The sequence below is a fragment of the Nocardia sp. CA-129566 genome (assembly GCF_050956075.1).
Taxonomy (GTDB): Bacteria; Actinomycetota; Actinomycetes; order Mycobacteriales; family Mycobacteriaceae; genus Nocardia.
Genome location: NZ_CP192085.1, coordinates 3539140 through 3553844, shown reverse-complemented (window position 1 = coordinate 3553844; position 14705 = coordinate 3539140). Strand labels below are relative to the sequence as shown.

Annotated in this window: 15 protein-coding genes; 5 read left to right on the top strand and 10 right to left on the bottom strand. The window is 66.9% G+C overall.

The genetic code is table 11. The features are described from left to right. The first annotated feature begins 29 nt into the window (after positions 1 to 29). A complete protein-coding gene (locus ACQP0C_RS15355; protein WP_354950689.1) occupies positions 30 to 236 on the top strand; it encodes a DUF5988 family protein in 207 nt (68 codons plus the stop codon). Positions 237 to 403: 167 nt separating this feature from the next. On the opposite strand, the gene ACQP0C_RS15350 is transcribed toward ACQP0C_RS15355, so the two are convergent. Both ACQP0C_RS15350 and pdxT read right to left on the bottom strand, forming a co-directional pair. Next, positions 404 to 1159 (bottom strand): YebC/PmpR family DNA-binding transcriptional regulator, encoded by a 756-nt coding sequence (locus ACQP0C_RS15350; protein ID WP_433684252.1) that lies wholly within the window; start codon positions 1157 to 1159, stop codon positions 404 to 406. A 113-nt stretch (positions 1160 to 1272) separates the two neighbouring features. Then, complete coding sequence (gene pdxT, locus ACQP0C_RS15345; protein ID WP_433733568.1) at positions 1273 to 1923, bottom strand: pyridoxal 5'-phosphate synthase glutaminase subunit PdxT; 651 nt, start codon at positions 1921 to 1923, stop codon at positions 1273 to 1275. Positions 1924 to 2106: 183 nt separating this feature from the next. Here pdxT and ACQP0C_RS15340 point away from each other — a divergent pair, with 183 nt between their 5' ends. Beyond that, on the top strand, positions 2107 to 3834 hold the full coding sequence (locus tag ACQP0C_RS15340) for an APC family permease (protein ID WP_433733567.1): 1728 nt from the start codon (positions 2107 to 2109) through the stop codon (positions 3832 to 3834). Positions 3835 to 3851: 17 nt separating this feature from the next. Here ACQP0C_RS15340 and ACQP0C_RS15335 read toward each other — a convergent pair whose 3' ends face one another. Further along, positions 3852 to 4673 carry an acyl-CoA thioesterase gene (locus ACQP0C_RS15335; RefSeq protein WP_433733566.1) on the bottom strand — a complete coding sequence of 274 codons (822 nt, stop codon included), beginning with the start codon at positions 4671 to 4673 and terminating at the stop codon, positions 3852 to 3854. A gap of 121 nt (positions 4674 to 4794) precedes the next feature. Between ACQP0C_RS15335 and ACQP0C_RS15330 the strand changes: the two genes are divergently transcribed. Next, positions 4795 to 5421 carry a hypothetical protein gene (locus ACQP0C_RS15330; protein WP_433733565.1) on the top strand — a complete coding sequence of 209 codons (627 nt, stop codon included), beginning with the start codon at positions 4795 to 4797 and terminating at the stop codon, positions 5419 to 5421. A 394-nt stretch (positions 5422 to 5815) separates the two neighbouring features. Here ACQP0C_RS15330 and ACQP0C_RS15325 read toward each other — a convergent pair whose 3' ends face one another. Further along, entirely contained in the window at positions 5816 to 6310 is a 495-nt protein-coding gene (locus ACQP0C_RS15325) for a hypothetical protein (protein ID WP_433733564.1), read from the bottom strand. 92 nt (positions 6311 to 6402) lie between these two features. Beyond that, positions 6403 to 7023, bottom strand: coding sequence for a hypothetical protein (locus ACQP0C_RS15320; protein ID WP_433733563.1), 621 nt, complete (start codon positions 7021 to 7023; stop codon positions 6403 to 6405). A 139-nt stretch (positions 7024 to 7162) separates the two neighbouring features. On the opposite strand from ACQP0C_RS15320, the gene ACQP0C_RS15315 reads away from it, so the two are divergent. Beyond that, positions 7163 to 8341, top strand: a complete 1179-nt coding sequence (locus ACQP0C_RS15315) for a sensor histidine kinase (RefSeq protein ID WP_433733562.1) — start codon at positions 7163 to 7165, stop codon at positions 8339 to 8341. After that, on the top strand, positions 8338 to 9042 hold the full coding sequence (locus ACQP0C_RS15310; RefSeq protein WP_433733561.1) for a response regulator: 705 nt from the start codon (positions 8338 to 8340) through the stop codon (positions 9040 to 9042). The genes ACQP0C_RS15315 and ACQP0C_RS15310 overlap by 4 nt, the downstream gene beginning before the upstream one ends. A 262-nt stretch (positions 9043 to 9304) precedes the next feature. Here ACQP0C_RS15310 and pdxS read toward each other — a convergent pair whose 3' ends face one another. The 5 genes from pdxS to pgsA form a co-directional block, all read right to left on the bottom strand. Then, positions 9305 to 10207, bottom strand: coding sequence for a pyridoxal 5'-phosphate synthase lyase subunit PdxS (gene pdxS / locus ACQP0C_RS15305; protein ID WP_420777136.1), 903 nt, complete (start codon positions 10205 to 10207; stop codon positions 9305 to 9307). Positions 10208 to 10741: 534 nt separating this feature from the next. Continuing rightward, complete coding sequence (locus ACQP0C_RS15300) at positions 10742 to 11785, bottom strand: NUDIX hydrolase (protein WP_433734558.1); 1044 nt, start codon at positions 11783 to 11785, stop codon at positions 10742 to 10744. Between the two features lie 47 nt (positions 11786 to 11832). After that, entirely contained in the window at positions 11833 to 12957 is a 1125-nt protein-coding gene (locus ACQP0C_RS15295; protein WP_433733560.1) for a glycosyltransferase family 4 protein, read from the bottom strand. After that, positions 12954 to 13919 (bottom strand): phosphatidylinositol mannoside acyltransferase, encoded by a 966-nt coding sequence (locus ACQP0C_RS15290; RefSeq protein WP_433734557.1) that lies wholly within the window; start codon positions 13917 to 13919, stop codon positions 12954 to 12956. The genes ACQP0C_RS15295 and ACQP0C_RS15290 overlap by 4 nt, the downstream gene beginning before the upstream one ends. 101 nt (positions 13920 to 14020) lie before the next feature. Then, positions 14021 to 14704: a phosphatidylinositol phosphate synthase gene (gene pgsA, locus ACQP0C_RS15285; protein WP_433733559.1), complete on the bottom strand. Its 684-nt coding sequence runs from the start codon at positions 14702 to 14704 to the stop codon at positions 14021 to 14023. Position 14705 lies beyond the last annotated feature (1 nt).

Here is a 14705-nt window from a genome sequence, read left to right as displayed (position 1 = left end):
CATCACATCGGAGATCTACCATCCGAAGGATGAGCAATGTTGTGAAGGCTGTCCTCGAAGGTGGGCCGAAAGACTTGCCAGCGCGCATCGTTCCGATCACGCCACCCGGCGTCGAGCTCAAAGTCGAATTCCGCGGCGGATACGAGCACTTCAAGGTCACCAACCGGGAAGCAGATACCCCCGAGGGGCGGCTTCCGGTATACGAGTGGTCCGACCGCACCAGAATCGCGGAATAGACGAAGTTCGACCAGGCGCGCAAGCGGAGTACTACGCGCTCGCCTCCGGCCCGCGCGCCCAGCTAACCGCCCGGTTCGCGCCGTCCGCCGGGACGGGCCGACCCGTGGACGCAGTCGGGGCGGTCCGCAGCTGTGCGAACCGCCCCGAATGGCCCGATGGGCTCGACTCAGTCCTCTTCGAGCTGAGCGCCGACCTCGTCGGGGATATCGACATTGGTGTAGACGTTCTGCACGTCGTCGCTGTCCTCGAGCGCGTCGACCAGCTTGAACACCTTGCGCGCGCCGTCGAGATCGACCGCGACCGATACCGACGGCTGGAAACCGGATTCGGCGGAGTCGTAATCGATTCCGGCGTCCTGCAGCGCCTTGCGCACCGGGATCAGATCGGACGGTTCGCTGATGATCTCGAAGGATTCCCCGAGGTCATTGACCTCCTCGGCACCCGCGTCGAGCACCGCCATCAGCACGTCGTCCTCGGAGAGGCCGTTCTTGTCCAGGGTCACGACGCCCTTGCGGTGGAACAGGTAGGAGACCGAGCCCGGGTCGGCCATATTGCCGCCATTGCGGGTCATCGCGACACGCACCTCGCCCGCGGCACGGTTGCGGTTATCGGTAAGGCACTCGATCAGCACCGCGACACCATTGGGGCCGTAGCCCTCGTACATGATGGTCTGCCAGTCGGCGCCGCCCGCCTCTTCGCCGCCACCGCGCTTGCGGGCACGCTCGATGTTGTCGTTGGGAACCGACGACTTCTTCGCCTTCTGGATGGCGTCGTACAGCGTCGGATTGCCCGCCGGGTCACTGCCACCGGTGCGTGCCGCCACCTCGATGTTCTTGATCAACTTGGCGAAGAGCTTGCCGCGCTTAGCGTCGATCCCCGCCTTCTTGTGCTTGGTGGTGGCCCATTTGGAGTGGCCGCTCATTCCCTACTTCCTCCAGTCGACAGCACGTCTGATCGTGCGCACGGTACCCGCACCGGCCGGGTAGACAACTCTCTCAGCCTACTCGTCCGGTCGCGACGACTTTCCGAGGGCGACTACTGGGCGTCGCGGACCAGATCGACGAACATCTTGTGCACCCGCAGATCACCGGTGACTTCCGGATGGAACGACGTCGCGACCACCCTGCCCTGCCGCACCGCGACGATGCGCCCGGCGAACGGGCCGGTCGGGACGGTGGCCAACACCTCGACTCCCGCGCCAGCGCGCTCCACCCACGGCGCCCTGATGAAGACCGCGCGCATCGGACCGCCGTTCAGACCCGCGAATTCCAGATCGGTCTCGAACGAATCGACCTGGCGGCCGAAAGCATTGCGGCGCACCGTCATATCGATACCGGACAGATGTTCGGCATCGGGACGGGTGTCGAGCACCTCGGAGGCGAGCAGGATCATCCCGGCGCAGGAGCCGAAGGCGGGCATACCCTCCCGCAGCCGTGCACGCAGCGGTTCGAGGAGTTCGAAGACTTCGAGCAGCTTGCTGATGGTGGTCGATTCGCCGCCCGGCAGCACCAACGCGTCCACCGCTGCCAGCTCCGACGCGCGCCGCACCAACACCGGTTCGGCACCGCATTGCGCCAGCGCCGCGACGTGTTCGCGCACATCACCCTGCAGCGCGAGCACGCCGATGGTGGGCCGGGTGGGAATTTGCTGCGCGCCAGGAACGGGCGAGGCGACCGATGCGTTCACGCCACGAGCTTACGAGGCGGGGGTGCTGTGGTCCTGCTCACGGTGACCGTCAACGTTGCATCAAGAGCGGGTTCATCGGGCGGAAATCGGTCGACACTCACAGATGTGATTGCCGTGTTGCCACGCAAGGCGTCTGCGCCTCGTGGAGAAGCGAATAGAGTCTCGACGCACCGGGGGCTGACGGTGTCGACCGGCTTGGCCGGACTGTCCCTCGATGCCATGGCATCGGTCTCCTACGGGCCGGAAGCCATCGTGCTGGTGCTGGCCACGGCCGGTGGCGCCGGACTCGGCATGACGTTGCCGGTCACCGTCGCGATCGCCGCACTGCTGGCCGTACTTGTCGCCTCCTATCGGCAGGTGATCGCGGCCTTCCCCGACGGCGGCGGCGCGTACGCGGTGGCCAAGCAGCATCTGGGCCGGCGCACCAGCCTCGTCGCCGCGGCCTCGCTGATCGTCGACTACATCCTCAATGTCGCGGTCTCGATCGCCGCGGGGGTGGCGGCGCTGACCTCGGCCTTCCCCGCGCTACACGCGTACACGGTGTGGATCTGCCCGGCCATCCTGGTCGGGATCACCGCGCTGAATATGCTCGGCATCCGAGAAAGCGCGCGCGCCTTCATGATTCCGACCATCATCTTTGTCGCGGGCATCTTCGCGGTGATCATCGGCGGTCTGCTGCGCTCGGAACCGGCCAGCGTCACCACCGGAGCCGCGGCCGTCAGCGATATCCACACCGTCGGTGTGCTCTTGCTGCTCAAGGCATTCTCCAGCGGCTGCGCGGCGCTGACCGGCGTCGAAGCGATCGCGAACGCGGTGCCCAGCTTCGCCGAACCGAAGATCAAACGCGCACAGCGGGCGGAGATGGCGCTCGGCGCGCTGCTCGGCGTCATGCTGATCGGGCTGGCGGTGCTCATCAAGAAGTTCTCGTTGCAGCCGATCGACGGCACGACGGTGCTCTCCCAGCTCACCGAGGCGGCCCTCGGCCACGGGATCGGTTACTACGTTGTGCAATTCGCGACCGTCGTATTGCTCGCGCTGGCCGCCAACACCTCCTACGGCGGACTGCCGACACTCACCCGGATCCTGGCCGACGACAACTGCCTACCGCACCGATTCGCGGTCCGCTCACCGCGTCAGGTGTACCGCTACGGTGTCCTGGCCCTCGGCGTGACCTCGGCCGTGCTCTTGATCGCAGCGCGCGGAAACATGAATGCACTCGTCCCGCTGTTCGCGATCGGTGTCTTCGTCGGGTTCACCATCGCCCAGACCGGCATGGTCCGGCACTGGCGGCAGAACCGCGGCGAGGGCTGGCGCTGGCGGATCGCACTCAACGGTTTCGGTGCGGTGCTCACCTTCGTCGCCGCGATCGTCACCACCGCCATGAAATTCACCGAAGGCGCGTGGTTGATCGTGTTGGTCCTGCCCGCGCTGGTGCTCGGCATGGAACGCGTGCGTGGGGCCTACACCAAGATCGGCGGCTGCCGCGGCAACGGCACGATTCCGGACCAGCCCCGGGCCACCGGTACGGCGATCGTGGTGCCGATCTCCGAGGTCTCGGAATTGAGCCGGGAGGCACTCTCGGCCGCCATGTCCATCGGCAAAGACATTGTCGCCGTACATGTCTGCCTGCCCGGTGAATCGGCGCGGGCCTTCGCCAAGGCGTGGGAGGCCTGGCATCCCGAGGTCAGGCTGGTGCTGCTCGAGGACAGCGACGCCACCGTCGGCGGTCCCGTCGCGCGCTACGTTCGCGAGAATTTCCCCGGGCGGCGCAAGGTCGTCGTCATCGCCGAGATCGATCCGCCGACCGGCTGGGACCGGGTGCTGCCCAGCCACCGCAGCGATGAACTCGAACGCGAACTCCGCCGAATGACCGACACTGTGGTCTGCCACCTACGCGTCCAGGTGGCATGAGTGGTACTTGTTGACGCTCAGTCCTCGCGCAATGTGCGGATCAGGCCCTCTTGGACAACCGCCGCGACCAATTCGCCCTGACGATTGAAGATCTTGCCGCCGGTCAGTGCGCGGCCGAAGCCCGCCGATGGCGAGGATTGGTCGTAGAGCAGCCAGTCATCGGCGCGGAACGGGCGCAGGAACCACATGGCGTGGTCGAGGGAGGCGTTCTGGGTCGGCTCGTCGGGGTGGATGACCTTGGAGGAGCCGAGCAGGGTCATATCGCTCATGTAGGCGAGGGTGCAGACGTGTACGACCGGGTCGTCGGGCAGCGGATGCCGGTAGCGGAACCACACCTGCTGCTGGGAGACCACGCCGTCGCGGCGGGCCACCACATCCTGGGGCACGGTGCGGATATCCCAGTGTTCCCACTCGCGCATCGCCCAGAGCCGTTCCGGGCTCATCGTGGTGCTGGCGTCCGGCAGGTCGTCCGGCGCTTGGACCTGCGGCATCACGTCCTGATGTGCGGGACCCGCGTCGCCGAGGTGGAACGAGGCCGACATGGTGAAGATCGCGGCACCGTCCTGTACGCCGGTCACCCGGCGGGTACAGAAGGACCGGCCGTCACGGATCCGCTCCACCAGGTACACGGTCCGCTCTTCCGGATTGCCCGGACGCAGAAAGTATCCGTGCAGTGAATGCACCTGGAACCGCGGCTCCACCGTCCGTACCGCCGCTACCAGCGCCTGACCGGCAACCTGGCCGCCGAATGTGCGCGGGAGCTGGGTCTTGGTGGACGCGCCACGGAAGATATCCCGCTCGAGCCGCTCTATCTCCAGCGCCTCTTCGATTGTCGCCATGCGGCTGACATTATCCGGCCCGCCGACGCGGGCTCCGCCCGGCTGGCCCGTGATCCACCGGCAACGACCGCAACCGCCGCCCAGAATGGGGTGCGCTGGCTCGTTTTGATGGGATGGGCCGGTGCCACAATTCGATCCGATCAGCCGTGCCGGACTTGTCGAACTCCTGACCGACCGCATCCTCGAGATCAGCGGCCGCGCGGTGATCGCGATCGACGGTGCCGACGCCGCCGAACCCCTCGCGATCGCGGACCGCATCGCCACCGCCCTGCGTGACACCGGACGCGCCGCCGAGGTGGTCTCGCTGCACGATTACATCCGGCCGGCCTCGCTCCGGATGGAGTTCGGTCGCACCGACGAAATGTCTTATCGCGCCGCCTGGTTCGACTATGCGGCGCTCGATCGCGAGGTCATTCGCGCGCTCCGCGAGGATGCGCGCTGGCTTCCGGCGCTGTGGGACGAACAGCGTGACCGCTCCGCCCGCTCCCCCATCCGCAGCGCGGCGCCCGACACCGTCCTGCTGGTTACGGGTCCCATGCTTTTCGGCCGGGGGCTGAGCTTCGATCTGACGGTGCGACTCGATATGTCCGAGGCCGCCCTGCGCCGCCGCACCGCGCCCGAGGCGCAGTGGACCATTCCCGCCATTCTGCGCCACGACCGGGACAACCCCTATGCCCCAAGCTTTTTCATTCGCTGGGAACATCCCGATCGGCCCGCGCTGCGGATCGATGACGACGCCCGGAAATAGCAGGCGTCCGGCCCGAAGGGCTCTCCCTCCTTGCGGTGTTTTCGACGTCCGGCTCTGCGGTGACCAACACTTGCAGACTATTCATGTTCAGATGCGCATATCTAAGTATGTAGATGATTAATGGTGGTCTCGATCAACGGATTCACCCCGAACCTTCCGGCTCGTACCAACCGCTACCAATTGTCGGATATGCCGGACTCGCGATGAGGTTCCCGCAGGCAGGATGGAATCCGATCCTGTTCTTGCCGAGCGCAATTCGAGCGGCACCACTCCCCCACCGCCGACCCGAGACCGGCCGCGCTCCGCAAACACCTCGGGTGGCAAGCGCCATATGCGCCCGCCACCCGAGATGAAGCGTGCCCGACCGAACCCACCGCGGTCGGGCAACAGCGAACTAGCCGCAGGCCGGCGACTGCTGGCCCAGGTTGGTCAGCATGGTGCAGACCCAGGACTTCTCGATCTTCCACTTGCCGTTCTCGGCGACGAAGGGCACGTCCACCATGTTCTCCTGGCCATTGACGACGAACTTCGCCTTAGCGGTCACGCTGTCACCGAAGGCGGTGACATCGGTGACCGTTATCTGCGCATTGGCGTTCTTCGCCGCCTCCGCCAAGCGGTTCGGCAGATCCGGATCGGCCTCCACGCCCTGCACCAATTCCAATTTCTCGGCACTGGGCACCGACGGATCGAAGGCTCGGCCGAGTGCGGCATTCAACTCCGGCACCGTCGGCTTCGGGGGCAGGTTCTGGTTGGCCACCGCCGACGTGGTGGTCTTGGACGCCTTGGTCGGGGTCGTCTTCGAGTCGTCGCTGCCACATGCCGACAGGCTGAGTGCGGCCACGGCGGCCAGACCCGCGATAGCGATACGCCCGGACTTATGAAGCTTCAACTGAATCTCCTTTGCCGTTCGGACAGGTCCGTGACCTCGACGGTGCCGCGCGAACTGCCCGCGTGGTCGCCGACGTGCACCGAATCCCGAAATTAGCCATCAACTCTGTGGGGCGAATAAGACAACTGTGTGGGATGGGCAACGGATTCGGTCCGCCCCGCGTTCGACCACACGATCGACGCCAACCAGATCATGCCGACACCGGCGACGATATGGCCGGTCCGCACGACGGGAGCCGGGAGCAGGAAGGTCAGGCAGAGGGCCGAGAGCCCCACCGTGTACAGCACGCTGGCGATCCGCGGCACGGTGTCGGTGCGCAGCAGGGCCGTGCCGAACGCGACGGTGCCGGTGAGGGCGATGATCGCGGTCGCGAGGAAGGCGAACCGTGCTGGACCCATGAGTAAGTCATCGACGACCGGGCGCTCCAGAAAGACCAGCACGAAGTTCTTCGTATAGGCGACGCCGGCGAAGTAGCCGAAGCCGAGGAACTGGATGGCGAAGGCGGTCGCGCCGAAACGGCCCAGTTCCCGGTGCAGCAGTGCGTACACCGCCACCAGCAGGCCGATGCCGAAGGGGACGGCACCCCCATTGAGCAATTGGGTGAGCGCGATTTTGTGGCCGAGGGCGAGTTCGGTACCACCGGCAAGGGCGATGGCGCAGCCGCAGATCAGGCCCGCGGCAGCGCCGAGGCGGAGCAATGCTCGCGTGTCCATATCGAATTCCTTTCTCGAGGTGCGGCCGACGCTAGGAATCCGGTGGTCATGTGGGTAAGTGCCACACGACCCATGACTTTCGGCCACACTGTCGCCGGGCGACTGGTCGGGGTGGACCGCCCGGCCCTACGCTCGGGGCATGATCCGTCCGCGGGCACTGACCTGGGTGGCGTGCTTCCTCTACGCATCGGTCCTGCTCGCCGGGGTGGCCATGGCCGGGATGGGCGTCTGCCCGAGCGACGGCCGGCTGCTCGGGTTCGTCGGTGTGCTCGCGGCACTGTGCGCCCTCGAACTCGCCGAGAGCCGAAGGACCGCGACCAGAGTCACGGCAATCGCCGGGCTCGTCGCACGTGCCGTGCTGTTCGCGCTCGCCACCGCGCTGGACTGTCAGGGCAATGCCAAGGTCCTCTTCGCACTGCTGCCCCTAATGGTGTACTTCACGCTGGGTCGCCGGACCGCGTTCGGCTTTGCCGCACTGGGGCTGATCGCCCTTGGCGCGCTGGTGCTCGCCCGGCCACCGCTGCGGCACGATCCGGAAAGCGTCTCGGACCTGTTGATGTTCGCGATCGGCGTGGTGTTCGCACTGGCCATAGCGGTGATCGCGGAACGTGAGCAGGCGGGTCGCCGCCGCGCGGAAGTGCTGCTCACCGAACTATCGGACGCCCATGCGCGACTGCGCGAATACGCCGACCAGGCGGCGTCTCTGGCGGCCGTCGCCGAGCGCAGACGCATGGCCCGCGATATCCACGACACCGTCGGCCATCACCTGGTGGTGACCGCCATCCAGTTGGAGAAGTCCGCCGCCTACCGCCCGCTCGACCCGGCCATCGCCGACCAGGCGCTCACCGACGGCAGAGATTCGGCCCGACTCGCACTCCAGGAGGTGCGCCGCGCGCTGGAGACCGTCCGCAATGACCCGGAATTCACCCTCCGCACGGCTCTCACCGCCCTGGTCGACCGGCTCGACGATCCCGAATTCACGGTGCGCCTCGACCTGATGGGTGCCGAGCAGCGCATCCGCGAACCCGCCCGTCTCGCACTGTATTTCGCCGCGCAGGAAGCACTGACCAATGCCCGCCGCCACTCCGGCGCCAGCGCCGTCACGGTGCGCGCCGATCTCGCCGATTCGCCCGTGACGCTCGAAATCACCGACAACGGAGGGGGTTTCGCCCCTGGATCCATCGCCGGTCACGGCTTGGCCGGGATGCGCGAGCGATTGGACCTGGTCGGCGGCACTGTCGAAATCACCTCCGGGCCAACGGGTACGCGCGTGGTCGCCACGGTGCCCGAAGCAATGCAACTGGAGTCGGTACGGTGAACGCGATCTCGAAACCGTCGCCGAGGCAACAGCGCACCGACGACCCGGCACCGAGCGAGTCCGATGTGGTGAACGGCAAGCTCACGGTCCGGGTACTGATCGTCGACGATGAGCGCTTGGTGCGGGAGGGCATTGCGGCGCTGCTCGCCCTGCAGCCCGGTATCGAGGTGGTCGGTGTCGCCGAGAATGGTTCCGACGCAATAGAACTGGCATGGGATCCGCACCCCGACGTGGTGCTGATGGATGTGCGGATGCCGGGTATCGACGGGGTCGAGGCGGCGGGAATCCTGCGGGCGCGGACAAAGGTGTTGATGCTCACGACCTTCGACGATGACGATTACATCGTGCGCGCACTGCGCGCCGGTGCATCCGGATATCTGCTCAAGGACCTACCCGCCGCGGACCTCGCGCAGGCGGTGCGCCTGGTCCACGCGGGTGTCGACCAGTATTCGGCGACGGTCTCCGGCCGACTCGCGGCACTGGTGCGCCCGACCCTTGCCGCCCCGACCATCGAGCTGACGCCGCGCGAACTCGAGGTGCTGCGACTGGTCGCGGGCGGCGCAGCCAATCGGGAGATCGCGCGCACGATGTATCTCAGTGAGGGCACCGTGAAAAACCACGTATCGAACATCCTCAGCCGTCTCGGGGTACGCGACCGCACCCAAGCCGCGATCTACGCCCACGACCGTGGACTGATCTGAGCGCGCGTCACCGAATTCACCAGCGGCACTGCACGCCATCGGCGATGTCACCGGCAAGGCGCTGCTCGCGCACGTCGCCTCGCACCAGGACCATCGGAGGTCCTGCCAGCCGCAGCCTGTCGACCCACGAACGAGATCACGCATTCGAGTCCCCGTCGTGGGGCTTGCTTCGCTCGGTGTCTCGAAGAGCATCGACGCCCGCGGCAGCGGATCATGCAATCCCTTGCCGCGGGCGTCGATTCAGATCACCGGTAGCGCCGGATCACCAACCGCGCTCCGCCAGTCGGTGATCGACCGGCAGCTCCTCGACATTGATGCCGACCATCGCCTCGCCCAGTCCGCGCGAAACCTTCGCCAGCACATCCGGGTCGTCGTAGAAGGTGGTGGCCTTGACGATGGCGGCGGCGCGCTCGGCCGGGTTGCCGGACTTGAAAATGCCCGAGCCGACGAAGACGCCCTCGGCGCCGAGCTGCATCATCATCGCGGCGTCGGCGGGGGTGGCGATGCCACCCGCGGTGAACAGCACGACCGGCAGCTTGCCGGTCTGCGCGACCTCTTTCACCAGCTCGTACGGCGCCTGCAGCTCCTTGGCGGCGACGAACAGCTCATCCTCGGGCAGCGACGACAGCTTGCGGATCTCGGCGCGGATCTTGCGCATGTGGGTGGTGGCGTTGGAGACGTCGCCGGTGCCCGCCTCGCCCTTCGAGCGAATCATGGCCGCACCCTCGGTGATCCGGCGCAGCGCCTCGCCCAGGTTGGTGGCGCCGCAGACGAACGGCACGGTGAAGTTCCACTTGTCGATGTGGTTGGCGTAGTCGGCGGGGGTCAGCACCTCGGACTCGTCGATGTAGTCGACGCCGAGGCTCTGCAGAATCTGGGCCTCCACGAAGTGGCCGATGCGGGCCTTGGCCATGACCGGGATGGAGACGGCGGAGATGATGCCGTCGATCATGTCCGGATCGCTCATCCGGGAAACGCCGCCCTGTGCGCGGATATCGGCCGGAACACGCTCCAGCGCCATCACCGCGACCGCACCGGCGTCCTCGGCGATCTTGGCCTGCTCGGGGGTGACGACATCCATGATCACCCCGCCCTTGAGCATCTCGGCCATCCCGCGCTTCACGCGGGCGGTGCCGATGGTGTTGGTGGTCTCGGGCGTGGTCACGGCAAACTCCTGAGTCATGTGCGCCAATCGGGTCGCTTGGAACTAACGACACCGATTCTAGGCAAGCCGATCAGGCCACTTGATAGCCAGTTGCCCAGCACTGGCCTTGCCCCGACCAGCGGGTCTGCATACCGCCCGCAATCACTGGACCGATCGGGCGGTGCTCGGAAGGAGCATCCGCGGCACGAACACGGAGCGGCCGCACACCGTATCCGCCGGGTCGACGCACAGTTCCGCCGCCCCGGCGAACCCGGTTCTCGTGCTAGAGCGGGCCGACCACCAGCAGCTGTGCCCAGTACTCCGCCGCACTGGGACCGAGCAACGGCAACAGGAAATCGAACAACAGGTAGGACATGTACTGCATACCTCCACGCACCAACGGATATCTCACTGCAGTGGAATCACCACCGGATTCCGAGCAGCACTTTCCCGTAAGCACTACCCGGGCGGCATCAATCCAGTCGCGACGCTATCACGATCGTGAAACACATCACAGGTGAAAGATGCGGCCGCGCAGGTGGATCGCCGCCGCGCTCAGCGGATGGAGCGGACCTCGGGATCGGAGTCACCGGATGCGGCCGCGGCGGCCTCGGGGAGCAGTTGGTCCAGGTGATAGGGGTAAACGGTTTCGCCGGTGTGGTCCAGCGCGACGATGTCGGCACCGGTGCACCACTTATTGGCGGTAATGCTGCGGCGCTCGACCGCGGTCAGATTGCCCGGCTTCGGGTCGTAGGCCGGTACCCGCAGCGCGAAGAACAGCTCCTCGGCGCGGATGAGTTCGCCGTCGAAGGGGAATACCGCCACCCGTCGCCAGATCGGCCCGCGCAGGTTCGCCGGGTCAGCGGTGTAGCCGGTCTCCTCCCACAATTCCCGCACTGCGGCGCTGCGCAGGGTCTCCCCCGGTTCGACGCCGCCGCCGATGGTGAACCAGAAGGAGACGTCGGGGGTCTTGGGGTCGTTGCCGCGCATCAGCAATACCCGATCCTTTTCGTCGAGCAGCACGACCCGCGCGGAGGTGCGGACGGTGTCGACGGCCAAACCCGTCGCGGCGGCCGGGGTGGCGCGCTCGCTGATCTCGAAGTAGGTCGGCAGCGGCGCGGTACCGCCGAGGTGCAGGATGCGCACCGGACGACGGGTGCGCAGGGCGAGGGTGTCGCGAACGGCGTCATTGTGAAAGCGACGCGCGATCAGGACACGGGCCTCGGCGTCGGCCAGTTCGGCCACCTGCTGCGGGCGCAACCGGGCGATATCGACCGCCGAAAGCGCCGCGGAGAGTTGGTTCTCCACGGTCTCGCGATCGGCGCGCCCGGCCCGCTCCGCGCGATCTGCCAGCGCGGCAAGGCGTTTGGCCTGCTCGGACAGCGCCGACTCGGCACTCGGGCCCGCGATCGCGACGGCGATCGACCTGGCCACCACCGCGCGCCGGGCCAGCGCCGAGTCCAATGCCTGCCACGACTGGTCCGAGCGCACGTGCAGCCGGTCGAGCCGGTTGGCGGTCGAGGCCGCCCATAGACCGATCGCGATGAGCACCGCCGCGATCAGCGCGAGAACGAGAACCGTTGTCGCGGAGAAAGTAATCATCTGGGAGCCCTCACCATGCCGTCATTTGCCGCGAGCCGCGGTATTCATCCGGCGGCCCGGACCCGCGTATCGCCGATGGTCACCGTCTCGTACACGCGCAGGATCTGTTCGGCGACCACCGGCCAGTCGTATTCGCCGACCACCTGATCAGCGGTGCGAACCAGGGCCTCGCGGCGGACTTCATCGGTGAGCAGGGTGTCCAGCGCATCGGCGAGACGATCCGAATTGCCCACCGGGACGAGCATTCCCGCGGTGCCGTCGCGCAGCACCCGACGGAAGGCGTCCAATTCGCTCGCCACCACGGCGGTTCCGGCGGCCATTGCCTCGATGAGGATGATGCCGAAGCTCTCACCGCCGAGATTGGGCGCGACGTAGACATCCGCGCTGCGCATGGCCGAGGCCTTGTCCTCATCGGAGACCTGGCCGAGGAAGCGCAGATGCCGGGCGAGCGGTCCGGCCTCGCGGCGCAGCCGGTCCTCGTCCCCGCGGCCGACGATCAGGATCTCGATATCCGGATGCTTGCGCACCACGGCGGGCAGCGCGCCGAGCAGCACGTCCATGCCCTTGCGCGGTTCGTCGTAGCGGCCTAGGAACAGTACGGTTGCGCCCGCGCGCGGATAACCCGGCAGCATCGGGGCGCGGGCGAAAGCGGGCACATCGACGCCATTGGGAATTTCCACCGCATCCGAGCCCAAGGCCTCCACCTGCCAGCGCCGCGCCAGTTCGGAGACGGCGATGCGGCCGCTGATCTTCTCGTGATAGGGCCGCAGCACACCCTGAAAGGTGCTGAGCACCAACGATTTGGTGGTCGAGGTGTGGAAGGTGGCCACGATCGGCCCCTCGGCGATCTTCAGCGCGAGCATGGACAGGCTCGGCGCATTCGGTTCGTGGATATGCAGCACGTCGAAGTCGTTGCCATCGATCCAGCGGCGAATCCTGGTGTAGGCCATGGGGCCGAAGGACAGCCGGGCAACCGAACCGTTGTAGGGAATCGCCACCGCGCGACCGGCCGACACCACGAAATCCGGCAGCGGCGTGTCCTCCGACGCGGGCGCGAGCACGCTCACCTTGTGGCCGCGTTCGATGAACACCCGCGCCAATTCCACGACATGGGCCTGCACCCCGCCAGGGACATCGAACGAATAGGGGCAGACCATGCCGATTTTCATGGTGCCTTCTCCCCGGTGGCGCTATCGTTCCCGGCCTGTGCCGCGGCGATCCTGGCGCGCCGCTGCGCCGACAGGTCCTGCTCCCATTGTGGCTGCAACATATGCCAATCGGCGGGATGCTCGGCGATATTGGCCGCGAACCGGTCGGCCAATGCCTGGGTGGCCACCGCGACACCGCCCGAAACATCCAGCGGCGCTTCGGTCTTCATTCCCCAACCCTCGCGGCCGTCGGCGTCGACGGTGAACCAGACGTGCACCGGGATCAGCGCGGCACCGGTCGCGATGGCCAGCTTCGCCGCGCCAGCGGGCAGCCAGGTGCGCTCGCCGTACATGGTCACCGGAACGCCCTTCCCGGTCAGGTCCCGCTCCCCCATCAGGCAAACGACCTTGTTCTCGCGCAGCCGCGCGGCCAGCGCGGCGAACGGCGGCTGCTCACCGCCGGTCAGCGGGAACACCTCGAAACCCAGGCTCTCCCGGTAGGCGACGAACCGTTCGAACAGCGACTCCGGCTTCAGTCGTTCCGCGACGGTGGCGAAGGTGCCATTGTGGTTGACCAACCAGACCCCGGCCGCATCCCAGTTCCCGGAGTGCGGCAATGCCAGGACCACACCGCGCCCCTGCGCCAGTGCGGCATCCAGATTCTCCACGCCCTCGACGAGTGAACCGGTCAGTGCCGCGTGATCCATCGTCGGGAGCCGGAACGCCTCACGCCAATAGCGGGCATACGAGCGCATACTCGCGCGAATGAGGTCGTCGGGCACTTCGGCCGGAGTCACGCGCAGCACGCGCGCAAGATTGCGCCGCAACTGATTCGGTGCGCCACCGGCGCGGAATGCGCGATTCGCCTTGTCCGCGGCTCGGTTGCCACCCCAATCGAATGCCCGCCGCGCCGTCGATTCGGGCAGGGTACGCACGACCCGCCACCCCGCCGCATAGGCCCAGTCCGTCAGTCGGGCAGTGATCCGAGATCCGAGGCCGCCTTGCGTATCCCGGCTGCCGCCGAGTCGATGACCGGGCTCGCCGACAGGCCGCGTGGCCTCCCCCGGCGAATCGAGCTGGGAACTCACGAGGGCAACTCCGTCGTGTCCGCGGGATTCTGCGGTTGCGCGGGCGGGATCACATCCCGCGCGCCCGGTGAGTTCCGGACCGCCAGCACCCGCTGGAATACCGTGACGATGCTCAGCACCGCCAGCATCCACATCGCCACATGCACGGCCCAGGTCAGCCATTCGATCCCCCAATAGCCGCCGATACCGGTCAGTCCGGCGCCGACCAAGACGATGATCAGCCGATCCGGCCGCTCGATCAGCCCACCGTCGGCGGAAAGTCCACTCGCCTCGGCACGCGCCTTCGCATACGAAATCACCTGGGAGGTAACCAGAACCACCAGGGTCGCGACGAAGAGCGGCTTACTGTTCTCGTGATACACCGCCCACCAGGCCAGCCCGGCGAAGATCGCGCCATCGGCGACCCGATCGCAGGTGGCATCCAGGACCGCACCGTATTTCGTGCCGCCGCCGCGCGCCCTGGCCATCGCGCCGTCGAGCATGTCGAACATGACGAACAGCCAGATCACCATGGTTCCCCAGAACAGATGTCCGGTCGGGAACAAGGTAACCGCGGCCGTGATCGAGGCGACGGTGCCGATCACCGTCACCGCATCCGGGGTGAGCCCGGTACTGACAAGCGCTCTGCCCAGCGGCGCAGTCGCTTTGGAGAACGTCTCGCGGCCGAAGAAGCTGAGCACC